The sequence below is a fragment of the Roseateles asaccharophilus genome, from assembly GCF_031458115.1.
GTDB classification, from domain to species: Bacteria; Pseudomonadota; Gammaproteobacteria; order Burkholderiales; family Burkholderiaceae_C; genus Pelomonas; species Pelomonas asaccharophilus_A.
In genome coordinates, this window is sequence record NZ_JAVDXV010000001.1 from 424,202 (window position 1) to 449,260 (window position 25,059).

Here is a 25,059-nt window from a genome sequence, read left to right on the forward strand (position 1 = left end):
TCAGGGGGTCACAGGAAGAAGGGAAGCCGGGCCGCGGTGCGAGCGGCCGGCGTAGGTGAGCAGGGCGCCGATGAGGCCCAGGCCGATGGCGGCCGTCAGTGCCTGGGCGGCGCCGGAGAACTTGGCCGCGGCCACGCAGGCCTGCCAGTTCGCCGTGATGAGCCAGACCAGCACCAGGCCCAGCAGCGCCAGCACGCCGCCGGCCGTCAGCAGGCCGCGGTGGCGGCGCGTCAGGTCCAGGCCGCTGGCCAGGTTCACGCGCTCGAAGCGGCCGCGGAACCACAGCCAGAAGATGGCCAGGCTGGTCAGGTGCATGGCGCCGGCATAGACGAAGGCCCATTGCTGGGTGCCGGTCCATTGCACGGTCAGTGCGGTCAGCAGCGTGATGAACATGCCGCCGATGCCGCCGGCCGTCGCGCCGAGGCCGATGACGGCGCCGGACACCTGGATCGGGAACAGGTCGGTGGCCGAGGTCATCAGGTTGGCTGACCAGGCCTGGTGGCAGGCCGTGGCCAGCGTGATCAGCGCCACGCAGATCGCGAAGCTGTCGGTCCAATAGGCCAGGATGCTGGCGGGCATGCAGGCGGCGAAGATGCCCATGGTCACCATGCGGGCCTGGCCAACCGGCCAGCCGCGCTTGGTGAGGTGGCCCGACAGCCAGCCGCCGAAGATGGAACCCACGCTGGAGCCCAGGTAAATGAGGGCCACGAGGCCGGCGCTCTTCAGCGGGTTCTGGCCGCGCTCGCGTTCCAGGTAGGACGGCAGCCAGAACAGGAAGAACCACCACACCGGGTCGGTCAGCAGCTTGCCGAGCAGGAAGGGCCAGATCTGGCGATAGCGCAGCAGCGCGGTCCAGGGCAGGCGCACCGTCTCGGCCGCGGGCGGCTGGCCGGCGCGAATGTGGGACAGCTCGGCGGCGGACAGCTGCGGGTGCTGCTCCGGCGCGTGGAAGCCGCGCTGCCAGAACACCAGCCACAGCAGGCCGGCCGCGCCGATGGCGATGAAGGCCGATTGCCAGCCGAAGGTCAGCGCCAGCCACACGGTCAGCGGTGACGCGATGATGCCCAGGGCCGTGCCGCTGTTGAACAGCCCCGTGGCCAGCGCGCGCTCCTGCTGCGGGAACCACATCGCCACGGCCTTGATCGCGGCAGGGAAGTGCGCTGCCTCGGCCATGCCCAGCAGAAAGCGCACGATGACGAAGCCCAGCACCGTGGCCACCAGACCGTGCGCGGCCGAGGCCAGCGACCACAGGATGAGCGCGACGGCCAGGCTGCGCTTCACGCCGAAGCGGTCGATGGCCGTGCCGATCAGCGGCGGGAAGGCGGCGTAGGCGGCGGTGAACGCGAACGTGATCCAGCCGTAGTCGGCGTCGGTCAGCGCGAGACCGCCGGCCTCCAGCGGCTGCTGCAGGCTGGTCTTCAGCACCGACAGCGCATTGCGGTCGATGTAGTTGATCGTCGTCGCGATGAACAGCAGCGCGCAGATCCACCAGCGCTGGCGGCCCAGGGCCGCGGCGGTCGCCTGCACCATCACGCGCTCCGGCCGCTACGGCTGGTAGCGCTAGCGATCATGCTCCGGGTAAACCCAGGCCGCAGGGGCGGCGAGGCAGGGGATCCGGACGCTTTCTTGTTGAACACTTTGTCTCCGAGCGAGAGGGCGGCTTGTTGACCGCTGAATGACAGTTGCCGGATGCAAATGTAGCGCTACCATTTGGGTTCGCGCAAGCCGGGGAAATCGCGGACGCGCCCGAGCATCAAAGGAGACGAGATGAAGTTCACAGGCAAGTGGCTGATGGCCGCGCTGCTGGCCGTGCTGCCCGCCTGGGCCGTGGCCGAGGACGGCTACGAGCTGTGGCTGCGCTATCGGCCGCTGCAGGGCCCGGCGCTGGTGCAGTTGCAGGCGGGTGCGAAGAGCATCGTCCGCACCGGGGCGGACTCCCCCACGCTGCAGGCCGCCGTTGCGGAGCTGAAGCGCGGCGTGGCCGGCCTGACCGGACGTGAGCCGGCGCTGACTTCGCGTATCGCGCCGGGCGCGCTGGTGCTGGCGACGGCGGCCAGCGCGCCGGCAGGCCTCGCACTGCCTTGGGCGGAACTGGGCGCTGAAGGCTATGCGCTGCGCCGGCTGAAGCTGCAAGGCGCCGACGTCACCGTCATCGCCGCCAACAGCGACATCGGCCTGCTGTACGGCAGCTATGCGTGGCTGCGCGCCGCGCAGACCGGTGCCGACCTGGCCAGCCTGGACCAGCGCTCCGCGCCCAAGGTCAAGCTGCGCATGCTGAACCACTGGGACAACCTGGACCGCCATGTCGAGCGCGGGTACTCGGGAGCCTCGATCTGGGACTGGTGGAAGCTGCCGGAGATCCTGGACGCGCGCTACACCGACTACGCCCGCGCCAACGCGTCGCTGGGCATCAACGGCACGGTGCTGAACAACGTCAACTCCAAGGCCGATTCGCTGACCGGCCCCTGGCTGGCCAAGGCCGCTGCGCTGGCTGGCGTGTTCCGTCCGTACGGCATCAAGGTCTACCTGTCAGCGCGCTTTTCGGCGCCGGTGGAACTGGGCGGGCTGAAGAAGTCCGACCCACTGGACCCGGCCGTGCGCGCTTGGTGGAGGGCCAAGGCCGACGAGATCTACAAGACCATCCCCGACTTCGGCGGCTTCCTCGTGAAGGCCAACTCCGAAGGCCAGCCCGGCCCGCAGGACTACGGCCGCAACCATGCCGATGGCGCCAACATGCTGGCCGAAGCGCTGGCGCCACACGGCGGCGTCGTGCTGTGGCGGGCCTTCGTCTACGCACCCGAGGCCAAGGACCGCGCTGCCCAGGCCTTCGACGAATTCCAGCCGCTGGACGGCAAGTTCGCGCCCAACGTCATCGTGCAGGTGAAGAACGGCGCCATCGACTTCCAGCCGCGTGAGCCCTTCCACCCGCTGTTCGGCGCCACGCCCAAGACGCCGCTGGCGCTGGAGCTGCAGATCACGAAGGAATACCTGGGCTTCGCGACCCATCTGGTCTACATGGGGCCGCTGTTCGAGGAGGTGCTGAAGGCCGACACCGGCCGCGGCGGCACGGTCGCGCGCGTGGTGGACGGCAGCCTGGCCAGGCACCCGCTGACGGCAGTCGCCGGCGTCGCCAACATCGGCACCGATCGCAACTGGAGCGGCTCGCAGTTCGATCAGGCCAACTGGTACGCCTACGGTCGCATGGCCTGGGACCCGGATCTGACCGCCGCGGCGATCGCGCGTGACTGGGCCGCACAGACCTTCTCGACCCGGCCCGCCGCGCGCGATGCCATCGTCGACCTGATGCTGGCGTCGCGCGAGGCGGTGGTCGACTACATGACGCCGCTGGGGCTGCACCATCTGATGGGCACGGGCCACCACTACGGCCCGGCGCCCTGGGTGGACAACCTGGAACGCGCCGACTGGAACCCGACCTACTTCCATCGCGCGGCCAAGGATGGCATCGGCTTCGACCGCACCGCCAAGGGCAGCAACGCCGTGGCGCAGTACGCGCCGTCCGTCGCGCGGCTGTGGGCCGATCCGCGCAGCACGCCGCCCGAGCTGCTGCTGTGGTTCCACCGCTTGCCGTGGGATCACGCGATGCCGTCGGGCCGCACGCTGTGGGCCGAACTGGTGGCGCGCTACGACCGCGGCGTCGCGACCGTGGCCGACATGCGCCGCCGCTGGGCCGCGCTGGGGCCTCACATCGACGCCGGCCGCCACGCCGAGGTCAGCGCTTACCTGGCCCAGCAGGAGCGTGAGGCGCGCTGGTGGCGCGATGCTTGCATCGCCTATTTCCAATCGGTCTCCGGCCTGTCGCTGCCGGCCGGTGCGCGCCCGCCCGAGCGCAGCCTGGACGACTACAAGGCCCAGCGCTTTCCCTATGCCCCAGGGAAGGGCTGAAAGCTTGATGGAAAATCGCCGCTCTCCAAGAACAATGAACTCTCGAGGTGCAGATTGAAGCCAAACGCGCGCCAGGGGCGTAGCACCAAGGTCGCCACCATTGCCGACGTGGCCAGCCTCGCTGGCGTGTCGCCCATGACGGTGTCGCGTGTGGTCAACGGTGAACTGAATGTCAGGCCCGGCACGCGCGAGAAGGTGCAGGCCGCAATCGCGGCGCTGAACTACCTGCCCAACCAGGCCGCGCGCCGGCTGGCGGGGTCGGAGCCCATCCGCATCGGCATGCTGTACATCGACCCCAGCGCCGGCTACCTCAACGAGTTCCTGATCGGCCTGCTGAACAAGAGCAGTCTCAGCCATGTGCAGCTCATCGTGCAGCGCTGCGACGCCGCGCGCGAGGGCGAGGAGAAGCCGGTGGCCGAGATGATCGCCAATGGCATCGACGGCCTCATCCTGCCGCCGCCCTTCTGCGATTCCCAGCCGCTGCTGAAACTGGTCACCGAGACCGACACGCCGGCCGTGGCCGTGTCGGCCGGCCAGCCGCCCGAGGACGTCTGCGCGGTCGGCATCGACGACTTCCAGGCCGCCTACGAGATGACGCAGCATCTGCTGAACCTGGGCCACCACCGCCTGGGTTTCATCATCGGCGACCCCTACCAGCGCAGCAGCTCGCGCCGCCTCGCCGGTTTCCACGCGGCCATGACCGACGCGGGCCTGAACATCGAGGAAGAGGAAGTCGTCGCGCAGGGCATGTTCACCTACCGCTCGGGCCTGGACGCGGCGGAGCAGTTGTTGTCGCAGGAGCAGCGCCCCACGGCCATCTTCGCCAGCAACGACGACATGGCCGCGGCCACGGTGGCCATTGCCCACCGCATGGGGCTGGACGTGCCCAGCGACCTGACCGTCGTGGGTTTCGACGACGCCCCCCTGGCCACCACCATCTGGCCCGAATTGACCACCGTGCGCCAGCCCATCATGGAGATGGCCGGCGCCGCGGTGGACCTGCTGGTGCGCCACATCCGCGCGCGCCGCGCCGGCGAGCCCTTGCCCTGCGAGCATGTGCTCAAGGATTTCGAGTTGATCCGCCGCCAGTCTGACGCTGCGCCGCGGCTGCGCCCCCCCATGCGCCGCTGAGCGGCGCTCCCGTCAAGGCCCAATGTCGGGCCGGAGAACCACATGGAATCACTGACCGGCCTGCGCTTCAAGCGCCTGCTGTTGACCGGCGCCGCCGGTGCCCTGGGCCGCATGCTGCGCCCGCGCATGAAGCGCTACTGCGAGACGCTGCGCGTCTCCGACCTCGCCGCGATGGACCCCGCCGGTGACGGCGAGGAAGTCGTCGTCGCGCCGCTGGAGGACGAGGCCGCGATGTACGCGCTGCTGGACGGCGTCGACGCCGTGCTGCACTTCGGCGGCGTGTCCATCGAGAAGCCCTTCAGCACGGTGCTGCCGGCCAACATCGTGGGTGCCTACAACCTGTACGAGGCCGCGCGCCGGCGCGGCACCAAGCGCATCGTCTTCGCCAGCTCCAACCACGTGACCGGCTTCTACAGCCAGGGCGAGACCATTCCCGCCCACGTCGTGCCGCGGCCCGACAGCTTCTACGGGCTGTCCAAGGCCTTTGGCGAGAACCTGGCGCAGTTCTATTTCGACCGCCATGGGCTGGAGACGGTGACCCTGCGCATCGGTTCCTGCCTGCCCCAGCCGTCGGACCGACGCCAGCTGTCCAGCTGGCTCAGTCATGACGACATGGAGCGGCTGCTGGTGGCGGCGCTGACCGCGCCGGTGGTGGGCCACAGCATCGTCTACGGCGCCAGCGACAACCGCACGACCTGGTGGGACAACTCGCAAGGCAAGCACGTGGGCTACCGCCCGCAGGACAGCTCCGAGCCCTGGCGTGCCGAGGTCGAGGCACGGCAACCGCACGTGGACCCCAAGCGACCCGAGGCTCGCTACCAGGGCGGCATGTTCGTCCTGGAGGGGCCGTTCCCGTTCGCCGGCCAGGAGTGAGCATGAGTCATCACGAGCGCGGCCCGTCCATCCCCTTCCAGCCCGCCTCGCGCTTGCCCGATGCGGCCTTCGAGATCCTCGCGCCGGAAGGCCGCGAGCTGCGGCTGTTCTCCGCCGGTGTGGAGCAGCTGGCCACTGGCCTGCAGTGGGCCGAAGGCCCGGTGTGGTTCGGCGATGGCCGCTACCTGCTGGTATCCGACATCCCCAATGACCGCATCCTGCGCTGGGACGATTGCAGCGGCGCGGTCAGCGTGTTCCGCCAGCCGGCCGGCAACGCCAACGGCCATGCGCGTGACGCGCAGGGCCGGCTGGTCAGCTGTGAGCATCTGGGCCGGCGCATCACGCGCACGGAGTTCGACGGCCGCATCACCGTGCTGGCCGACCGTTATGACGGCAAGCCGCTGAACTCGCCCAACGACATCACCTGCGGGCCCGACGGCAGCATCTGGTTCACGGACCCCGAGTTCGGCATCGCCAGCGACTGGGAGGGCCTGCGCGCCACGCCCGAGCAGCCGCATGGCGTCTACCGCATCGATGCCATCACGGGCGAGTTGCAGCGCGTCATCGCCGACCTCGCTGGCCCCAACGGCCTGGCCTTCACGCCGGACGGCAAGCGACTGCTGGTGGTGGAGAGCCGCGCGCAGCCCAACCGGCTGATCTGGTCGTACGCCGTCGGCGGCGTGGCGGTCAGCGACAAGCGCCTGCTGATCGACGCCGAAGGCCCGGGCGCCTTCGACGGCATCGCGCTGGACACGCAGGGCCGCATCTGGTGCGGCTTCGGCGGCGGCGGTCAACCGGGCGTGGACCCGGCACTGCTGGACGGCGTGCGCGTGTACTCGCCCGAGGGCAAAGCGCTGGCGCACATCCACCTGCCCGAGCGCTGCGCGAACCTGTGCTTCGGCGGCGCCAAGAACAACCGCCTGTTCATGGCCAGCAGCCACTCGCTGTATGCGCTGTACGTGAACGCCCGCGGGTTCGTGCGCTGATGGCGGCCGGCATCACCGTGCGCGACTACGGTCGCCTGCCGGACGGCCGCGCCGTCCACGAATACCGGCTCGACAACGGCCGCGGCCTGGTGCTGACGGCGCTGGACTGGGGCGGCATCGTCACCGGCCTGTGGCTGCCAGACCTGGCCGACAGCGTCGTGCTGGGTCTGCGTGACCTGGACGCCTATCTGAGCGGCGCCGGCTCGCACCTTGGCGTCATCGCCGGGCGCTACGCCAACCGCATTGCCAAGGGCAGCTTCGAGCTGGACGGCGAGCGCTTCACGCTGACGCCCAACGACGGCGCGAACTGCCTGCACGGCGGGCCGGCCGGCTTTGGCGCGTCGTTGTGGCAAGGCCAGCCGCAGCCGGTCGCGGCCGACGGCAGCGTCAGCCTGTTGCTGGAGCGCCTGAGCCCCAACGGCGAGATGGGCTTCCCCGGCACCATGCACGTGGCCGTGCGCTACACGCTGGGCGCCGACATGAGCTGGCGCGTGGACTACGAGGCCACCACCGACCGGCCCACCGTCGTCAACCTCACGTCGCACGCCTACTTCAACCTGGGCGGCGCCGAATCGGGCTCGGCGCTGGAGCACCGGCTCACGCTGCCGGCCAGCCGCTACACGGTACCCGACTCCACCGGCATCCCGCTGGGCCATGCGAGCGTGGACGGCACGCCGTTCGACTTCCGCCGAGAGCGTGTGGTCGGCCGCGACGTGGGCTACGACCACAACTGGCTGCTGGACGGGCCGTTGAACGGCGAGCTGCGGCCGGCGGCTCAGCTGCGCGACCCGGCCTCCGGCCGCAGCATGGCGATGTGGACCACCGAGCCGGCGATCCAGTTCTACGCCGGCACGTGGATGGACGGCTCGCTGACCAGCCCGGGCGGGCGACACTATCTGCGCGGTGCCGGGCTTTGCCTGGAAACGCAGCACAGCCCGGACTCACCCAACCGCCCCGTGGGTGACGACTGGCCCAGCACGGTGTTGCGGCCGGGCGAGGTGTTCAGGTCATCGACGCTGCATCGTTTCGGCGGGTGAGCGTCAGCTGTCGAGGCGTTGCAAAGCCTCGGTGATCTCGCCCACGCTGCCGGGCCGCACCACGCGCGCCACCTCGCGCCCGTCCTGCAGCATCACCAGCGTGGGCCACAGCTTCACGCCGAAGGAGCGGCCCAGCGGCTTGCCGCGGCCATCCTCGATCTTCAGATGCTGCTGTGGCGGGCGTGCGGCCAGCGCATCCGCAATGTTCGACTGCGCGCCCTGGCAGATGCTGCACCAGTTGGCGCCGAACTCGATGACCGCGCTGCCGCGCATCGCGTCGACGTCGGTGCGGCTGGGGGCATCGTCGGAGTACGGTGTGAAGGCGTTCATGGGCTGTCCTGTGGTCTCGGATGAGGGGACGCGGCAAATGCGATGCCAGGCCGTCGCGTCAGACGATGAGGAAATCGGGGTGGCGCTTGTGGATCTCGTCCACCGACGCGAGCGTGCCGGACAGGTGATCGCGCACGGCATGCTGGGCGGCGTCCGCGTCCCGCGACGCGATGGCCGTCAGGATGGCCAGGTGCGCGGCCAGCGTCGATTCGGTCTTGCCGACGGTGGGGATGTGCAGCAGCCGCAGTCGGTCCACATGGCCGGACATGCGTACCACCACCGCCCACAGCCGCGGCAGGCCAGCCGCGACGTACATCAGCCGGTGGAACTCCTTGTCGGCGGCGATGAAGCCGATGAAGTCCTTCCTGGCCGCGAGATCCGCCTGCCGCTCGAGCTGTGTGCGCAAGTCAGCGATGAAGGTGTCGTCATGCGTGACGGCCAGTTGGCGGGCGATCTCGATCTCGATGGAGCGGCGCAGGTAGTGCGCTTCGCGGGCGGCCGGCACGTCGATGCGGCTGACCTGCGTCGTGTACTGCGCCCGTATGATGACCAGGCCCTCTTCGCTGAGGCGGATGAGCGCGTCGCGCACGGGCGTCTGGCTGACGCCAAACTGCTGTGCGAGTTCGGCGCGGTCCAGCGCGATGCCGGGTGCCAGTTCCATCGAGATGATGGCGGCGCGAAGGGCCTCGACGACCTGGGGCGCTGCGTGACGGGTGGGATCTAGCGTGAAGTTCATTTGACGTGACTCGGCATCCACTGACGCCCTAATGCACTAGCACTTTATCGCTCGCGGATTCAAAAAAACGGCGGCTCCGCACGAGGCGGGCCGCCGCAACAGACGGGACGCCCACCAGCCCGGGCGTCCGACCAGAGACTCAGGGCGGCAGGCGTTGCCTGCCGAGATGCCGGAGCAGCGCGCCGACGCCATACGTCCACGGCGGGATGGCATCGCTGCGCTGCACGGTGTTGACGAGGGCGCCGAGCGCGGGGCTGGCGATGGTGACGACGTCGCCCAGGTGGTGCGTGAAGCCGGCCCCCGGCGCGCCGCGGTCCTGGATGGGCGAGAACATCGTGCCCAGGAACAGCATGAAGCCGTCGGGGTACTGGTGATGCGGCCCGCAGGCCTGGCGCACCAGGTCCAGCGGGTCGCGGCTGATCTCCTGCATGCGGCTGACGCCGTCCAGCACGAAGCCGTCGTCCGCGCCTGCTATGCGCAGGCTAACGGTGGCGGCGCGCACGGTGTCCAGCGTGAACTCGCCGTCGAACAGGCGGATGAAGGGGCCGATGGCGCAGGAGCCGTTGTTGTCCTTGGCCTTGCCCAGCAGCAGCGCGCTGCGGCCCTCGATGTCGCGCAGATTCACGTCGTTGCCCAGCGTGGCACCGACGACTTCCGCGCGGCCGTTCACGGCCAGCACGACCTCGGGTTCCGGATTGTTCCACTGCGAGTCGCGGTGCAGGCCCACGGCATCGCCGAAGCCCACCGCCGACATCGGCTGCGCCTTCGTGAAGACCTCGGCATCCGGCCCCAGGCCGACCTCCAGATAGGGCGACCAGGCGCCGCGCGCGATGAATTCGGCCTTGAGCCGCTGCGCTGTCGCCGAGCCGGGACGGATGCTGGCCAGGTCGGTGCCCAGCGTGGCGGTCAAGGATTGGCGCAGATCATGAGCGCGCGCGGCATTGCCGCCGGCCTGCGCTTCGATGACGCGCTCCAGCAGGCTGACCGCGAAGGTCACGCCGCAGGCCTTGATGGCCTGCAGGTCGCAGGGGGCCAGCAGGCGGGGCAGGGCGGGGTCGGGTGATGCGGCGAGGGCATTGGCGAGCACGGCCCGCACCGGTGCCAGCGGGGCTGCCAGCGCGTGGCGGGCGACGTCCACCACATCGGGCCGGTCCAGCAGTTCGGCCAGCGTTGCCGCATGGGCGGAGAGGTCGACAAGCTCGTAACCCCGCACGGCCACCAGCGCCGGGCCGGCGAGATCGGTCCGCCACGCGCGGCCCACCAGGACTGCGCTGTCCGAGTCGGTCGGCAGGCCCAGCGGCGCGGATGAGTTGCGGTGTTGCATCTTTCAGGTGCGGGTGGATGAGCAACATTGTGAGCGCTACCTGAGTGAATGCCAAGTCGTTGCTTGCCCTAGGGAATTGCCACAATTTGCACTAATACATTAGTACACACCCTTGTTGACTCCGTGAGTCTGGTCGCCGTAAATTGAAAATGTGCGCGCTACCATTTGCGAATCAAGGCTTGTTAAGCCCGTGCACACGGGCTCAGAACCAAAGAGGAGACAGAGATGAACACGACCCCTTCACGACCGAACCGCCGCGTTCGATCCACGCGCCTGGCGCTGGGCACCGCGCTGCTGGCCGGTCTGATCGCCCAGGCCTATGCGCAGACCCCCGCGCAACCGGCCAACCCGCAGCAGCTGGACACCGTGGTCGTCACCGGCATCCGCGCGTCGCTGGAAAGCTCGGCCAACGCCAAGAAGAACGCGGTCGGCTTCATCGACGCGATCACGGCCGAGGACATGGGCAAGTTCCCGGACAGCAACATCGCCGAGTCCATCGCCCGCATCCCCGGCGTCACGATGACGCGTGAAATCACCGGCGAGGGCCTGCAGATCCAGATCCGCGGCCTGGGCACCAACTTCACCCGCATCCTGCTGAACGGCGCGCCGGTCGCGTCCGCCTCCACGGGCCGCACGGACACCGGCAGCGCCAACCGCGAAGTCGACATGGACTTCCTGCCGGGCGAGCTGTTCAGCCGCGTCAGCGTCATCAAGAGCCCGACCGCATCCATCCTGGAAGGCGGCGCCGCCGGTGTCGTGGACATGCGCAGCGCGCGCCCCTTCGACCGCAAGGGCTTCCGCACCGCCTTCACGCTGACCGGCACGAAGAACGAGCAGGCCGACAAGTACGGCAACCGCGGCTCGGCGCTCATCAGCAACACCTGGGACAACACCTTCGGCGTGCTGGCCGGCGTGGCCTGGTCCAGCAACAAGGTCAAGACCACGGGATTCGAATCCATCGGCTGGACCAACGCCAACCTGTCCGCCACGCAGGGCGCCAGCCTGGGCGCGGCGCGCAACAGCACCGGCGGCGGCAACTGGACCATCCCGGGCACCGTGCCCACCGGCGCCGGCAACGGCCTGAACGCCGGCGACACCATCAATGAAGCCTTCCTGCTGGCCAAGAACCCAGGCCTGACCACGCAGCAACTCGACAACGCCATCATCCCGCGCCTGGGCCGCGCGATGGTGGCCGAGGGCAGCCGCGATCGCCAGAACGCCATCCTGTCGCTGGAGGCGCGCCCCAACGCGTCGACCAAATACTTCCTGGACCTGATCTACGGCCACAAGAAGAACGAGTTCGAGCGCGTCGACATGAACTGGGTGGGCCGCAACGGCTCGTCCATCCCGCTGAACATGACGGTCGACAAGACCGACTGCGCCAACGGCTGCACGGTCACCAAGGGCACGTTCGCGAACTCGCAGTACTTCCTGGAGTACCGCCCGTACACCGAGGAGACGAAGTTCCACAGCGTCAACCCCGGCATCAACCTGAAGCTCAGCGACACGGTCAGCCTGGACGTGCAGGCCAACTTCACGAAGAGCAACTTCCACCGCCAGTCGCCCACGGTGCTGTTCCAGACCGTGCTGGGCTCGGGCCTGACGACTGAGTACGACAACACCAGCGGCGTGCCCAAGCTGACCGCCGTCAGCGCGGACGGCAACAAGAACCTGCTGAACACGCCCAGCGCCTTCGGCTGGAACGGCGGCCGCCTCAACCAGCAGGACGAGCTGCGCGAGATCCGCACCAGCGGCCTGCGCGCCAGCATGGATGTCGATACCGGCATCTTCGACGTCAAGTTCGGTGGCGCGCATGACAGCGTTGCCCGCCGCATCCGCACGCTGGACAACAGCGGCTACTGGGAAAACATTGCCTGCCGCCGCAACGTCAACGTCTTCCTGCCCGGCCCCAACACCGTCAACCCCGGCGCCTGCAACGGCGCCGGCGCCGCCGGTGCTGCCGCAAGCACCTATCCGGGCTATGGCACGGGCTTCACCGCCGGCGCCAACCCGGCCGCGCTGCAGTTCCTCGGCTCCACGATCCCGAACTCGGCCGTGCCGGGCTATCTGCGCCCCACGTCCAACGGCTTCGTCACGCTGGACTGGGCCCGCTTCGCGAAGGACTCCGGCTACCAGCAGGCGCGTGACGCGGCGCTGTACGGCACGGCCAACTCCAACAACAACGTGGCGCCCGGCTTCTTCCAGGAGAAGGTGACGTCGGTGTTCGCCGAGGTCAACGGCGACACCACGGTGTTCGGCAACCAGCTGCGCTACAACGCCGGCGCTCGCTACGCGACGACGGAACAGACCTTCGCGTCGCTGACGCTGCCGGCCGACCCGCGCAACGCCTCGCAGAACCTGGCCGACGGTGGCCGCTACCCGGCGGTGCTGACGGAGAGCCTGACCACAACCAGCTACGGCAATTTCCTGCCGTCGGCCAGCGTGGCTTACAACCTGCGCTCCAACCTGCTGGCCCGCGCGTCGATGTCCAAGACCATCACGCGTGCCGATCCCACGCAGCTGCGCGCGCTGGCGCTGAGCTTCACCGACCCCGCGGCGCAGAACGGCCAGCTGACCAACCCCGACCTCAAGCCCTACAAGTCCGACAACATGGACCTGGGCCTGGAGTGGTACACCGGTCGTGAGGGCTACATCGCGCTGGCCTGGTTCCAGAAGGGCATCCAGGGATTCACGGCCAACCGCACGCTGAACCTGACCTTCGCCGACCTGAACACGTACGGCGTCAACTGGACCCAGGGCGGTCTGACCGACACGCAGAAGCAAGGCCTGTACACACGCGCCGGCCTGCCGGTGCCGACCGACCTCGCCGCGCTGCCGACGGCGTCGCAGCTCGCCGCGATCAATGCGCTGGGCGTCACGCTGACGCAGACGCAGAACACGTCCGACGAACTGAAGATCAAGGGCCTGGAGTTCACGGTGCAGCAGCCGCTGGACCAGCTGACGTCCTATCTGAAGGGCTTCGGCGTCAGCGCCAACTACACCAAGGTCAAGCAGTCCGGCGCCAACGTCGCCACCGGCGTGCCGCCCTACACCTACAACCTGGCGGCCTACTACGAAGGCCGGTTCGGCGGCTTCCGCGTGACCAAGACCTTCACCAAGGGTTCGCAGTCCACCGGCACCGGCCAGAACGGCATCACGGCGGCGGCCTTCTTCGGCCTGGACTATGACCAGGTGGACTTCACGTCGCGCGTGAACCTGGGCGAGATCCTGGGCTCCACGCTGGGCTGGAAGAAGGATCTGCAGATGACCTTCGACGTGTTCAACGTGACCCGCTCCAGCCAGCGCACGAACTTCCAGTTCGCCAACGCGCCGTATGCGATCTACGAGCCGGGCCGCACCTACCAGGTGGGTCTGCGCGCCAGTTTCTGAAGCCCCTCGTCTGGCCTCGCCGCTGAACGCGCGCGAGTCCAGCCGGTCCCCCGAGGGGACGGCGATGCTTGCGGCATTGAGCCGCAAGCACATCGCCTTCGCGGGCCGGCTTGGGGCGGCCCTGCGCTCGGCCCGATTACCCCGAGACGATACAAAAGGGGGCTCCCTTGCGGGAGCCCCCTTTTTCGTTCGTGGTGCAGGATCAGAGCGCGGGGCAGCGCCGCTGCAACAGGTCCAGCGGGAAGGCGTCGGCCATGGCCTGATAGCCTGTCATCGACGGATGCAGGCCGTCGTTGTCCAGCTCCTTGCGCAGGTGCGATGGCCGCGCCGGGTCGCGTGTGATGGCGTCGAAGTCCACCACCGCGTCGAAGCCGGCGTCGCGGCGGATCCAGTCGTTCAGCGCCTGCCGGTCGGCCTCGTTCTCGGGCTGGGGCTGGTAGTAGCCGCTGCCGCCGTACGGCATCACGGTGCTGACGAACAGGCACACGCCGCGTGCGCGAGCCTGCGCTTGCAAGGTGCTGAAGCCGGCCTTCATCTCGGCCAGCAAGGCCGCGCGTGACTCGGGTGTCGTCGGGCGTTGGCGGTGGCTGCCGCCCAGGTCGTTCACGCCCACCAACAGCACCGCGTGCGTGGCGCCGCTGCGCGCCAGCGCGTCGCGCTCGAAACGCTCCAGCACGCGTGGGCCCAGGCCGTCGCGCAGCAGCCGGTTGCCGCCGATGCCGGTGTTCACGACCGAGGCCGCCTGGCCCTGCGTGATGAGGCGACGCGACAGCGCATCGGTCCAGCGCTGGTAGCTGCCGGGCTGCACGCCGTAGCCGTCGGTGATGGAGTCGCCGATGGCCACCAGCACCGGCTGCGGCTGGGCGGCCTGCACGTCGACGGCAGCCAGGTGCCACCAGCCCACCTGCGAACTGGCGGCTGGCCAGTCGCTGCGATCAACCTGGTTGCCGGTCACGGCCCAGCTGTTGATGCGCGAGCCCAGGTGCACGGTGGCGCGAGCCGGCGATTGCAGCAGATGCATCTGCACCGCCACGTCGGCCAGCCGCGGCACGGCCAGCGGCACCGGGTCGCTCCAGGCCTCGGCGCCAGGCGCCAGGCGCAGGTCGCGGCGGCCGCCAAAGCTGAGCGGCCTGAGGCTGCCGTCCTGCAGCGTGGGCCGGCCGGACTCCGTGCCCGGCGCCACCAGCGCCACGCTGGCGGCACCCAGCCGCAGTTCCTGCTGGCCGAACAGGTTGCTCACGCGCACGCGCACGGCCGAGCCGGCGGCCGTGGTGCGCAGCACCTGGCGCAGGCTCACGTCGTTCAGCGGCGCCTGCCAGGGCGCGGGCGGCGGCGCGCTGCCCGGGGCGGCGGGCTGCTGGTCCAGCTGGGCGCTACCCCAGGCGGCCAGCCAGCCCGTTGGGACGGCCTCGCGCGGCGGCGTGGCGCAGCCGGCCAGCAGTAGCGCGGCGACGAGCAGGGTGGTGCGGCGGGGCAGCTTGTGCATGTCGTAGAGGCGTTGTTTGTGTTGATGGTATCGCTATCAATCATCAATCCGCATCAGGCAAAGCCCGGCCGTGGCCGCGACGGGGTTGTCACGGTTTTCACATGGCATGGCATCTGCGTGCGGTAGGCTAACTTCGCCATCACGGGAACAGCGCATGAGCCGGAACCCACCTGCCTGCGAGCACACCGTGCCCTTCTTCTGGCCCTGGGCCGCCGCGATGTCGCTGGGCGGCCAGGCGCTGCAGTTGATGAAGCGCAATGCCAACTTCATGGTTGAGGCCGACCACATCGACCACCCGCCGCAGCCCGAATGGGCCACGCCCAACACGGTGCGGCTGGACCTGAAGACGATGCGGCTGCGCGACTTCGGTGCGACGGGCAGCGGCACGCCGGTGCTGGTGGACGCGCCCTACGCCGGTCACAGTTCCACCATCGCCGACTACGCGCCGGGCCAGAGCCTGGTGCAGACGCTGCGCGCGCATGGCCTGCCACACGTGCTGGCCACCGACTGGAAGACCGCCACGCCGCGCATGCGCTGGTTCGACATCGACACCTACCTGTCCGACCTCAACGTTGCTGTCGACGACCTGGGCGGCCAGGTGCACCTGGTGGGCCTTTGCCAGGGCGGCTGGCTCAGCACCACGTTCGCGGCGCGGTTTCCCGGTAAGGTCAAGAGCCTGGTGCTGGCCGGCTCGCCCATCGACACCAATGCCGGCCACGGCCCCATCCGCAAGCTGGCGCATGAGATGCCGCTGCCCGAGTACGAGGCCATGGTGGACGCCGGCCACGGCCTGATGCCCGGCGCCTTCATGCTGGCCGGCTGGAAGAACACGCATCCTGCGGAGCAGTTCTACGGCAAGTACGTCGACCTGTACGAGCACATCACCGACCGCAACTACCTGGAGCGCACCGAGACCTTTGAGCGCTGGTACGAGAACCCGGTGGACCTGCCGGGCGCCCGCTACGTGCAAGCCATTGACCAGCTGTTCAAGCGCAACCTGCTGGCCGGCGGCGGGTTCGTCGCGCTGGGCCGCGCCGGCAGCAGCATTCGCGCCTGACGGGCGCCAAGGAGAGAAGGAATTTCCGAGAAGCCCGGCGCCCAATGGCGCACCCCGGATGAGCGGGCCGAGCAGCTGGAGGCGTTGGACCTGGAGATCGCCAATCTGGCGCTGCTGTGCCGCGTGCGGCTGCTGGAATTGCCCGAGCTGAAGCGCGTGCTGGACAACGACGCCAGCGTCTGCGGCCATGCCGACGCCGCGGCCTTCGCCAAGCTGTGCGGCCTGGTGTTCCTGCACTACGACCTGGAACAGCGCCTGGCCGACGGCCTGGGTGCCGAGCGGGCGCAGGCGGTCATCGCGCAGGTGCACCAGCACCTGACCGCCCGGCTGGGTGGGCGGCTTCAGGAGCTGTGCTAGTAGGGCCCGCTCAGGACGGCTGCCCCTGCGGCGCCTGCTGCGCGTGCGCGAACGGCGAGGTTTCAAACTCCTGCCGCAGCCTTTGCAGCAGGTCTTGCCGGTCGGGCTGGGGCGCGCCGCAGGAAGTGCGCGACGCGATGGCGCGGTCCAGCGCGCCTTCCAGGCCGTTGTTCTGCACCGAGTACGACGTGTGGTGCGGCTGGCCGTCGCGGTCGGTCCAGGTCGCCACCACGCGCAGCACCGGGCCCGAGGAGCGCTGCGCCCACTCGAAGCGGATGCCGGCGGTGCGCGTGCGGCTGCGCCACATCAGCCGGCCGGCGCGGCTGCCGCCGAAACGCCGCTGCGGCGAGGATTCATGCGGCGGCTCGGCATGCAGGCTGAACAGGTCCGGCGGCAAGGGCTGCTGCAGCTGTTCGTGGGCGGCAAGGGACTGGGGGTCTTGGTCGGCCATGGGTGCTCCGGGTCGATGGAAACGATGTGCGCACCGTCAGGCAAACGGCGCGCCCGGTCATAGCAGCGGTTCAATTAGGCGGGCAAAGTGCTCCATCAGCCGCTGGCCGATGCCGCGCTTCGACCAGGCCGTGGCCTCGATGGCGGTGGACGCCGCCACGTCGCGCTGGAACAGCGCCTGCATCTGCTCGCCGAAGTCCTCGCCGAGCACGATGAGGTCCATCTCGTTGTTGCCGACGATGCTGCGCCAGTCCAGGTTGCTGGAGCCGACGCTGGAGAACACGCCGTCGATGACGGCCGTCTTGGCGTGCATGACGGCCTGCTTCATCTCGTGGATCTGCACGCCGGCTTCCAGCAACTGCTTGTAACGCGAGCGCGCCGCATGCATGACCAGTTTGACGTCGCTGCGGCCTGGCAGCACCAACGACACGGCTACGCCGCGCCTGGCTGCGTCGCACAGCGCCTGGATCAGCTCGTCGCCGGGCGCGAAGTAGGCCATGGTCAGCTGGATGCTGCGCTGTGACGCGTCGATGGCGCGCAGCAGCGCGGAGTAGGTCGGGTTGATGCCCTTCTCGGGGTTGCCCGCCACCAGCTTGATGACACGCTGGCCGGGGGCCGCCACCTCGGGCGCCGGCGCGGGCGGCAGCGCGCCCTCGCAGCCCTGGCTGGCCCACGATTCGCGGAACTCCGCCGCCAGCGCGTTCACCACCGGCCCGCGCACCTCCACCTGCGTGTCGCGCCAGCCGCGCTTCTCGGCGTCGGTCGGTTCCTTCTTCAGGCGACGCCCGCTGCCGAAGGACCCCTCGGCGTAGACGTTGCTGAGGTTGATGCCGCCGGTGAAGGCCACGTCGCTGTCGGCCGCCAGCATCTTGCGATGGTTGCGCGTCACCAGGCCCCAGTGGCCGGGCCGCTCCAGCGGGTTGATGGGGTTGAACGCGCAGACCGCCACGCCGCCGTCGCGCAGCCTGTCGAAGAACGCCCGGTCGGTGCCCAGCGAGCCCACCGCGTCGTACATGAAGGCCACGTGCACGCCCTCGCGCGCCTTTTTCATCAGCATCTCGGCCACCTCGGCGGCGATGCCCTCGTCCTCGACGATGTAGAACTCCACCAGCAGCCGGTGGCGCGCGGCGGCGATGGCGGTCTTCATCGCGGCGAAGGTCTGCGGGCCGTCGATCAGCAGCTTGGCCGTGTTGCCGCGCAGCAGCTGTGTGTCGCCCTTCACCGCCAGCGCGCTCAGGTGCCGTTCGACCAGCGCGCCGCTGCCCTCGGCACGGATGCGCGCCAGCTCGCGGGCCTCCGTGCTTGCGCTGACGGGGCCGCCGCGGTCCATCACGGTGATGCGTTCGGCCGCCTGGCTGCGCGGCAGCGGCTGCAGTGAACGGTCGCGCTCCGGCAAGCTGCTGCAGGCCGAGGCGCCCGCCAGCATCCAGAGTGTTGCCAGCGTCCATGCGAAGCCGATTCGTCGCCTGCCGAGGGGGTGCGTCATGAGTGCAACGACGCAAGCCCCATGCCTGGGCAGGCGCGGTCGCTCAGGAGCCTGCGGGCGTCGCTGGCGGCCGTGGCGGCAGCGGACGTGGCGGTGCGGACGGCGGCATCTCTTCCAGCGCGGCGCCAGGGTCTTCCTCACCCGCGACGGAATCGTCATCGGGATGCGCACCGGGCACGGGTGGCGGCAGGGGTGTGGGCGGTTTGTTCATGCCGGTGGTCTGGCAAGCGCAGTGCCCGAAGCCGCTCGGTTTGCCCGCCGGCTCGGTTGATACTGCTGTAAATCTTGCCGATTCACGACGAGATTGGCGCCTGCAGGGCTGCAATTCGCTGCGCCCACTTCTTGCATGTCCCTGCTGATTGTTGGGGATAGGGTCGTTCCGCGCCGTTCGGATGTGATCTGATGCCGGACCGTTTCAAGACGATTGGAAGGACAAGAGTTCGATGCCGCATGCCCTGGTGGTGGATGATGACCATGACTCGGCCGAGTCGTTGCGCGCGCTGATCGCGGGCGAGCGCTTCACCGTGGCGGTGGCGCACAACCTGCGGGACGCCAAGCGTCAGATCGCGCTGCAGCAGCCCGACATCCTGCTGCTGGACCTGCGCCTGCCCGACGGCAACGGCATGGACCTGCTGGCCGACCCCAAGCTGGTGGCCGACTCCGAGGTCGTGCTGTGCACCGGCCACGCCAACCTCGAGACCTCCATCCAGGCGCTGCGCCTGGGCGCGGCCGATTACCTCGTCAAGCCCGTCAACCTGACGCAGCTGCAGGGCGTGCTGTCGCGCATCATGAAGCCCGCCGCGCTACAGGCCGAGGTGAAGGACCTGACGGCCAACCTGGCCGAGTCAGGTCATTTCGGCCATCTGTGGGGCCGCAGCGCGCCCATGAAGCGCATCTACGAGCAGATCTCGCGCGTGGCGGTCACCAGCGTGTCGGTGTTCATCACCGGCGAATCGGGCACCGGCAAGGAGGTGGTGGCGCAGACCGTGCACGACCTCAGCCGTCGCCGCAAGCTGCCCTTCCTGGCGGTGAACTGCGGCGCCATCAGCCCCAACCTCATCGAGAGCGAGATCTTCGGCCACGAGAAGGGCAGCTTCACCGGCGCCGAGCGCCAGCACCAGGGCTTCTTCGAGCGCGCCAGCGGCGGCACGTTGTTCCTGGACGAGATCACCGAGATGCCGCTGGAGCTGCAGGTCAAGCTGCTGCGCGTGCTGGAGACCGGGCGCTTCATGCGCGTGGGCTCCACCACCAGCCAGGAGACCGACGTGCGCATCATCGCGGCCACCAACCGCTCGCCCTACCAGGCGGTGGCCCAGGGCAAGCTGCGCGAAGACCTGCTGTACCGCCTCAACATCTTCCCCATCGAGCTGCCGCCACTGCGCGAGCGCGCGTCCGACATCCCGCTGCTGGCCAATCACTTCCTCGCCGCCATCAGCGAGCAGGAAGGGCAGCAGCGCCGCTTCACGCCGGAGGCCATTGCCGCGCTGATCGACTACCCCTGGCCCGGCAACGTGCGCGAGTTGCGCAACGCCGTGCAGCGCGCCTACGTGATGGCGGCCGGCGACACCATCGACGACAGCTGGTTGCCCAGCACCAGCGAGGCCGGCCCGCTGTCCGGCTGGAGCGGCCTGGCGGCCGCGGCCGCCGAAGCACCCGTGCGTGCTGCCGCGCCGGCCCCGGTCGCCGGTGCCGACGCCATGCCCACCATCACGCTGCCGGTGGGTTCCAGCGTGGCCGAGGCCGAGCGCGCGTTGATGCTGGCCACGCTGCGCCACTTCAACCACCACAAGGAGCGCACCGCCGCCGCCTTGGGCATCAGCCTGAAGACGCTCTACAACCGGCTGAAGGAATACGCCGCCGAAGGCGGCACGGACGCCGACAAGCCCTGAGCCGGCGCGCCGAAGTGCCCGGCCAGTTGGCCGGCCTCGCCCAGGCGCAGCGGCACCCGCGCGCGCAGCGCGTCGTCCAGCAGCTGCGTCCAGCCCTGCAGCAGCTCGGGGTCGTCGGCGTCGCCCGGCCGCAGCTCCAGCCGCAGCAGCCGCGCGTCCTGCGCGCTGCTGGCCAGGTGCCGGTTGCGGGCGATGGACAGCTGGCGCCGCCCGGCCCGCCCGTCCAGCATCAGGCGTGGGGCCGCCAGCACGCGCCGCTGCGGCAGCGACAGGATCTCGCCCGGCGTGCAGGTGTGCGTGAAGCCCGCGGCGGCCACCGCCTGCAGGCTGGCCGGGCTCAGGCGCCATGCCGGCGCGGCGAAGCCGTCCATCGTGAAGCCCAGCGCGCGCGCCCAGGAGCGGCCCTCGGCGAGCCGCTGCTGCGCCTCTTCCAGCTGCAGCGCCGCGAACTCGCCGCCGCCCACCGCCGGCAGCCCGCGCAGCCAGTCGTGCAGCCGGCGCGGCGCACCGCGGTCGTCGCGGTGCGTCAGCCCGTGCAGGCACAGCTCGTGGCCCGCGCCCGCCATCGCGTGCAGCCAGCGCAGATAGCGCGCCGGCAGCGTGTCGTCGCCGCGCTGGCGCGGCACCACCAGCAGCGTCAGCGGCAGCGCCACGCCGGCCCGGTCCGCACAGCCACGCAGTTCGGTCACCACACGCTGACAGCCTTCCCAGTTCGCGGGTGACACGTCGTGCAGCAGCACGCACAGGTCGCGCGCACTGCACGCCTCCACGCGCCGCGGCGCCGTGGCGGTGGGCAATGGAAGCAGCGCGAGCGGCGCGCGCAGCGTCAGGCCGGTCAGGGTGTTCATGGCAGCGCTCGTGGAGTGGAGCGCCTCGAAGGCAAGCGGCGTGCCCGCCGGGTCCGCGGCTTGCCATTGGTTTGCATGACCTCATCCCTTGCCGCCCCGCTGCGCTGGAGCAGCGACGCCCAGCCTGGCCTCGCGCGCCGCCCGCGCCGCGCCGGCGGCTTCGACTATGTGGACGCGCGCGGCCGCCGGCTGCGCGACGCCGCGCAGCTGGCGCGCATCCAGAAGCTGGCCGTGCCACCGGCCTGGACGGACGTGTGGATCAGCCCCTGGGCCGACAGCCACCTGCAGGCCACCGGCCGCGACGCGCGCGGGCGCAAGCAATACCGCTATCACGCCGACTGGCAGGCGCAGCGCGGCCAGCGCAAGTTCGACGGCCTGCGCCGTTTCGGCCGTGTGCTGCCGCGGCTGCGCCGGCGCGTCCAGCAGGTGCTGGCCGGGCCGGCCGAGCCCACGCGGGAGCGCGTGCTGGCGACGCTGGTGCGGCTGCTGGACACCACCTGGCTGCGCATCGGCAACGCGAGCTACGCGCGCGAGAACGGCTCCTACGGCCTGTCCACGCTGCGCAACCGGCACGCCGGCGTGAAGGGCGACGCCATCCAGCTGAGCTTCGTCGGCAAGAGCGGCGTGCGCCACAGCGTGACGCTGACCGACCGCCGCGTGGCACGCATCGTGCGCCGCTGCCGCGAGCTGCCGGGCCAGGAGCTGTTCCGTTATGTCGATGAGAACGGTGACAGCCGCACGGTCGATTCCGCCGACGTGAACGCATGGCTGGCCGAGGCCGCGGGCGAGCGCGTCACGGCCAAGGATTTCCGCACCTGGCATGGCAGCGTGCTGGCCTTGCAGCTGACGCTGCAGGCCTGTTCATCGAGCGACCCACCCTGCCGGCCCGCACAGGTCGTCGCGCAGGTCGCGCAACGGCTGGGCAACACCGTCGCCGTTTGCCGCAAGGCTTACATCCATCCGCGCGTATTGGCGGCCAGCGAGTTCCTGCAGGATGCCGCCGCCCGCGAGGCTCTCAGCGGCCAGCGCTGGGCACGCGCGCCGGCGGCGCGCGGTGGCCTCAGCGGGGCCGAGCACCAGCTGCTGGCGCTGCTGCGCTCGCGCAGCGCGGCGGGGCAGGCATTGCGCTTGCCATGAAGGCCGGATGCATCTGCTGCGAGGACTGACACCGTGCGCATAGGCTACGTGGCCGAGACCCTGCCGCCCGACGTGCTGGGCGATTCACCCAGCGCCGATCAACGGCTGCGCCATCTGCGCAGCGCCGGCCATGCGGTCCAGCTGATACGACCGCGCCGACCCGGCGAGCCGCCGCGGCGCGACGCCGACGAATGGTGCTGCGGCCTGACCACGCCCGGCGCGCTGCGCTCGCTGTGGCGCGACGCCCGCATGCGGCCCGACATCGTGCACGTCGCCACGCCCGGCCCGCTGGGCTGGGCGGCGCTGCGCGCGGCGCATGCTGAGGGTATTCCGGCCAGCGCCGACTTTCGCATCCGCGCCAGCGGCCCCGGCTGGCTGCGTGCCGCGCTGCTGAGCTATCTGCGGCGGCTGCACGCGATGGCGGCCGGCAGCTTCGTGGCCACCGCCGAGCTCGCGCGCGAGCTGGACGCGCGCGGCTTCGAGCGCCTGTTCGTGCTGGGCCGCGGCGTGGACACGCGGCTGTTCTCGCCCACGCGGCGCGACGCGGCGCTGCGCGAGCACTGGCGCGCCAGCGCGGCCGAACGCGTGCTGCTGTACGTCGGGCCGCTCACCGAGGAGCACAACGCCGGGGTGGCGCTGCAGATGTTCGCGCGGCTGGGCGCGCGCCGGCCCGGCCTGCGCCGCGTCGTCGTGGGCGACGGACCGCTGCGCGCGCGGCTGGAGCGCGAGCACCCGGGCGTGCGTTTCGCCGGCTCGCTGGCCGGGCACGCGCTGGCGCGCCACTACGCCAGTGCGGACGTGCTGCTGTTCCCCAGCCTCGACGACGGCTGCAGCCATGTCGTCCTGGAGGCGCAGGCCAGCGGCCTGGCCGTCGCGGCGTTCGACCGCGGCGCCGCGGCCCGCCATGTGCGCGACGGCGTCAACGGCTGCCTGGCCGCGACCTGCGACGGCCTGGCCGGGCTGGAGGCCTTCTTCGATGCGGCGACGCGTGCGCTGGAGGCCAGCGCGCCCGACGGCCCGCTGCGCACGCAGGCGCGGCTGGCTGGCTGCCAGGCCGACTGGGGCGACGTGTTGCGCCGTTTCGAACAGCAGCTTGAACAGCTGGCACACGCTCGACCTGCGGCGGCATGATGCCGCCCATGCTGCCCGTTGCCGCCTTGCCCCGCCAGCTGCCGCCGCCCACCACGGCGCGCGCCTTCAGCTGCGCCTGCGGGCGCCCGGTGTTCTTCCGCAACAGCCAGTGCCTGGCCTGCCACCGCGCGCTGGGCTATGCCGCCACGCGCGGCACGCTCCTGGCGCTGGAACCGCTGCGCGGCGGCCGCTGGCGCGAGGCCGGCGCGCCGGTGCGCGGCTCGGCGCGCTGGCGGCGCTGCGCCAACCTCGACACCGCGGCCGCTTGCAACTGGCTGCTGGAACCCGATGAACAGTTGGCTGGCCACACGCTGTGCCGCTGCTGCCGGCTCACGCGCACCGTGCCGGACCTGGCGCAGCCGAACGCGCCACTGTGGTGGTGCCGCATCGAGCAGGCCAAGCGCCGGCTGGTGTCGTCGTTGATCGGCCTCAGGCTGCCGGTGCAGGCCAAGACCGATGGCTTCGCGGACGGCCTCGCCTTCGATCTGCTGCTGGCGCCGCCCGAGGGGCCGGGTGTCATCACGGGCCATGCCGATGGCGTCATCACGCTGGACGCGGCCGAGGCCGACGACGCCCGCCGCGAGCAGCGCCGCAGCGATTTGCACGAGCCCTACCGGACGCTGCTGGGCCATCTGCGCCACGAGTGCGGCCACTACTACTGGCAGCGACTGGTGCAGCCCACGCCGTGGCTGGAGCCGTGCCGCGCGCTGTTCGGCGACGACCGCGAGGACTACGCCGCCGCGCTGCAGCGCCACTACGAGCAGGGCGCACCCGCTGACTGGGGGCAGCGCTTCGTCAGCGCCTATGCCAGTGCCCACCCGTGGGAAGACTGGGCCGAGACCTGGGCGCACTACCTGCATCTGGTCGACACGCTGGACACCGCGCGCAGCTTCGGCCTGGACGGCGAGCGCGTGGAGCTGAGCTATGAGCGCTTCGGCGCGGAGCTGCTGGCCGACACGGGCGATGCGCAGGCCTTGGATTTCCTGCAGCTGATCAACAGCTGGATGGAGCTGACCGGCGTGCTCAACGAGCTGTCGCGCGCGATGGGCGTGGCCGACTTCTACCCCTTTGTGCTGTCGGCGCCGGCGGTGCGCAAGCTGCATCTGGTGCACCGGGTGGTGCGCAGCGCCGGCGGTTGAAGAACAGTTGTCAATTGCGGTCTGCGCGCTCGGCCAGCGTGCTGTCGGCGTTGAGGTTGCTGCCCGGCGTGGCGACGGTGGGCGTGCTGCTGTTCATGTCGGTGGTCGCCGGACTGTCGGAGGCGCTGCTGGACGTGGTGCTGCTGGGGCCGGCGCTGCCGCTGCCGTAGTTGTCGGTGGTCTGGGCATAGGCCAGGCCAGCGGCTGCGGTCGCGATGACGGCGGCCGCGCCGGCCAGTCGGGAAGAGATCTTGGTCATGACGTACTCCTGGGTTGTGGACTGCGATCCGCCGCGAGGCGGACCCTGCCAGGCCGGCAAGCGCGATGCCACCTCGGCCAGCGCACCGGGCATCCCGCTTGCCGTGTGGG

The 25,059-nt window shown here is 70.3% G+C and carries 22 protein-coding genes; 12 read left to right on the forward strand and 10 right to left on the reverse strand.

What is annotated here, in order from left to right:
• Positions 1-1,530, reverse strand: a complete 1,530-nt coding sequence (locus J2X21_RS01830) for an MFS transporter (protein WP_310324140.1) — start codon at positions 1,528-1,530, stop codon at positions 1-3.
• A gap of 237 nt (positions 1,531-1,767) precedes the next feature.
• Between J2X21_RS01830 and J2X21_RS01835 the strand changes: the two genes are divergently transcribed.
• Genes J2X21_RS01835 through J2X21_RS01855 form a run of 5 tightly spaced genes read left to right on the forward strand, consistent with a single transcriptional unit; the run spans position 1,768 to position 7,930 of the window.
• Complete coding sequence (locus J2X21_RS01835) at positions 1,768-3,903, forward strand: alpha-glucuronidase family glycosyl hydrolase (RefSeq protein ID WP_310324143.1); 2,136 nt, start codon at positions 1,768-1,770, stop codon at positions 3,901-3,903.
• A gap of 54 nt (positions 3,904-3,957) precedes the next feature.
• The gene (locus tag J2X21_RS01840; RefSeq protein ID WP_310324146.1) at positions 3,958-5,034 is read left to right on the forward strand and encodes a LacI family DNA-binding transcriptional regulator; all 1,077 of its coding nucleotides are present in this window, start codon (positions 3,958-3,960) and stop codon (positions 5,032-5,034) included.
• A gap of 42 nt (positions 5,035-5,076) precedes the next feature.
• Positions 5,077-5,907, forward strand: a complete 831-nt coding sequence (locus J2X21_RS01845; protein ID WP_310324149.1) for an NAD-dependent epimerase/dehydratase family protein — start codon at positions 5,077-5,079, stop codon at positions 5,905-5,907.
• 2 nt (positions 5,908-5,909) lie between these two features.
• Positions 5,910-6,893, forward strand: a complete 984-nt coding sequence (locus J2X21_RS01850) for an SMP-30/gluconolactonase/LRE family protein (protein ID WP_310324152.1) — start codon at positions 5,910-5,912, stop codon at positions 6,891-6,893.
• Positions 6,893-7,930 carry an aldose epimerase family protein gene (locus J2X21_RS01855; protein ID WP_310324155.1) on the forward strand — a complete coding sequence of 346 codons (1,038 nt, stop codon included), beginning with the start codon at positions 6,893-6,895 and terminating at the stop codon, positions 7,928-7,930. Before J2X21_RS01850 ends, J2X21_RS01855 begins: the two co-directional genes overlap by 1 nt.
• A gap of 3 nt (positions 7,931-7,933) precedes the next feature.
• On the opposite strand, the gene J2X21_RS01860 is transcribed toward J2X21_RS01855, so the two are convergent.
• From J2X21_RS01860 to J2X21_RS01870, 3 genes are all read right to left on the reverse strand, one after another.
• Positions 7,934-8,260: a thioredoxin family protein gene (locus J2X21_RS01860; protein WP_310324157.1), complete on the reverse strand. Its 327-nt coding sequence runs from the start codon at positions 8,258-8,260 to the stop codon at positions 7,934-7,936.
• Positions 8,261-8,318: 58 nt separating this feature from the next.
• Positions 8,319-8,996, reverse strand: a complete 678-nt coding sequence (locus J2X21_RS01865) for a GntR family transcriptional regulator (RefSeq protein ID WP_310324159.1) — start codon at positions 8,994-8,996, stop codon at positions 8,319-8,321.
• Between the two features lie 139 nt (positions 8,997-9,135).
• Positions 9,136-10,320, reverse strand: a complete 1,185-nt coding sequence (locus J2X21_RS01870) for a fumarylacetoacetate hydrolase family protein (RefSeq protein ID WP_310324161.1) — start codon at positions 10,318-10,320, stop codon at positions 9,136-9,138.
• A 225-nt stretch (positions 10,321-10,545) separates the two neighbouring features.
• On the opposite strand from J2X21_RS01870, the gene J2X21_RS01875 reads away from it, so the two are divergent.
• The gene (locus tag J2X21_RS01875) at positions 10,546-13,710 is read left to right on the forward strand and encodes a TonB-dependent receptor (protein ID WP_310324163.1); all 3,165 of its coding nucleotides are present in this window, start codon (positions 10,546-10,548) and stop codon (positions 13,708-13,710) included.
• Positions 13,711-13,912: 202 nt separating this feature from the next.
• Here J2X21_RS01875 and J2X21_RS01880 read toward each other — a convergent pair whose 3' ends face one another.
• Positions 13,913-15,196, reverse strand: coding sequence for an SGNH/GDSL hydrolase family protein (locus J2X21_RS01880; RefSeq protein ID WP_310324165.1), 1,284 nt, complete (start codon positions 15,194-15,196; stop codon positions 13,913-13,915).
• Positions 15,197-15,350: 154 nt separating this feature from the next.
• Between J2X21_RS01880 and J2X21_RS01885 the strand changes: the two genes are divergently transcribed.
• Entirely contained in the window at positions 15,351-16,253 is a 903-nt protein-coding gene (locus tag J2X21_RS01885; RefSeq protein WP_310324168.1) for an alpha/beta fold hydrolase, read from the forward strand.
• 84 nt (positions 16,254-16,337) lie between these two features.
• The gene (locus tag J2X21_RS01890) at positions 16,338-16,610 is read left to right on the forward strand and encodes a hypothetical protein (protein WP_310324170.1); all 273 of its coding nucleotides are present in this window, start codon (positions 16,338-16,340) and stop codon (positions 16,608-16,610) included.
• Between the two features lie 10 nt (positions 16,611-16,620).
• On the opposite strand, the gene J2X21_RS01895 is transcribed toward J2X21_RS01890, so the two are convergent.
• The 3 genes from J2X21_RS01895 to J2X21_RS01905 are packed head-to-tail and all read right to left on the reverse strand — an operon-like array spanning position 16,621 to position 18,757.
• A complete protein-coding gene (locus J2X21_RS01895) occupies positions 16,621-17,061 on the reverse strand; it encodes a hypothetical protein (RefSeq protein ID WP_310324173.1) in 441 nt (146 codons plus the stop codon).
• A gap of 57 nt (positions 17,062-17,118) precedes the next feature.
• Entirely contained in the window at positions 17,119-18,546 is a 1,428-nt protein-coding gene (locus J2X21_RS01900; protein WP_310324176.1) for a phospholipase D-like domain-containing protein, read from the reverse strand.
• 43 nt (positions 18,547-18,589) lie between these two features.
• Positions 18,590-18,757, reverse strand: a complete 168-nt coding sequence (locus J2X21_RS01905) for a hypothetical protein (RefSeq protein WP_310324177.1) — start codon at positions 18,755-18,757, stop codon at positions 18,590-18,592.
• A 232-nt stretch (positions 18,758-18,989) separates the two neighbouring features.
• Between J2X21_RS01905 and J2X21_RS01910 the strand changes: the two genes are divergently transcribed.
• The gene (locus tag J2X21_RS01910) at positions 18,990-20,435 is read left to right on the forward strand and encodes a sigma-54-dependent transcriptional regulator (RefSeq protein WP_310324179.1); all 1,446 of its coding nucleotides are present in this window, start codon (positions 18,990-18,992) and stop codon (positions 20,433-20,435) included.
• Here J2X21_RS01910 and J2X21_RS01915 read toward each other — a convergent pair.
• Complete coding sequence (locus J2X21_RS01915; protein WP_310324182.1) at positions 20,378-21,283, reverse strand: DUF2334 domain-containing protein; 906 nt, start codon at positions 21,281-21,283, stop codon at positions 20,378-20,380. The two genes, J2X21_RS01910 and J2X21_RS01915, sit on opposite strands and share 58 nt — an antisense overlap.
• 75 nt (positions 21,284-21,358) lie before the next feature.
• Between J2X21_RS01915 and J2X21_RS01920 the strand changes: the two genes are divergently transcribed.
• The 3 genes from J2X21_RS01920 to J2X21_RS01930 are packed head-to-tail and all read left to right on the forward strand — an operon-like array spanning position 21,359 to position 24,690.
• Positions 21,359-22,420, forward strand: a complete 1,062-nt coding sequence (locus tag J2X21_RS01920) for a DNA topoisomerase IB (RefSeq protein ID WP_310324185.1) — start codon at positions 21,359-21,361, stop codon at positions 22,418-22,420.
• A 33-nt stretch (positions 22,421-22,453) separates the two neighbouring features.
• Complete coding sequence (locus tag J2X21_RS01925; protein ID WP_310324187.1) at positions 22,454-23,551, forward strand: glycosyltransferase; 1,098 nt, start codon at positions 22,454-22,456, stop codon at positions 23,549-23,551.
• Positions 23,552-23,559: 8 nt separating this feature from the next.
• On the forward strand, positions 23,560-24,690 hold the full coding sequence (locus tag J2X21_RS01930; RefSeq protein ID WP_310324190.1) for a zinc-binding metallopeptidase family protein: 1,131 nt from the start codon (positions 23,560-23,562) through the stop codon (positions 24,688-24,690).
• Between the two features lie 10 nt (positions 24,691-24,700).
• Here J2X21_RS01930 and J2X21_RS01935 read toward each other — a convergent pair whose 3' ends face one another.
• Positions 24,701-24,949, reverse strand: a complete 249-nt coding sequence (locus J2X21_RS01935) for a hypothetical protein (RefSeq protein ID WP_310324193.1) — start codon at positions 24,947-24,949, stop codon at positions 24,701-24,703.
• Positions 24,950-25,059 lie beyond the last annotated feature (110 nt).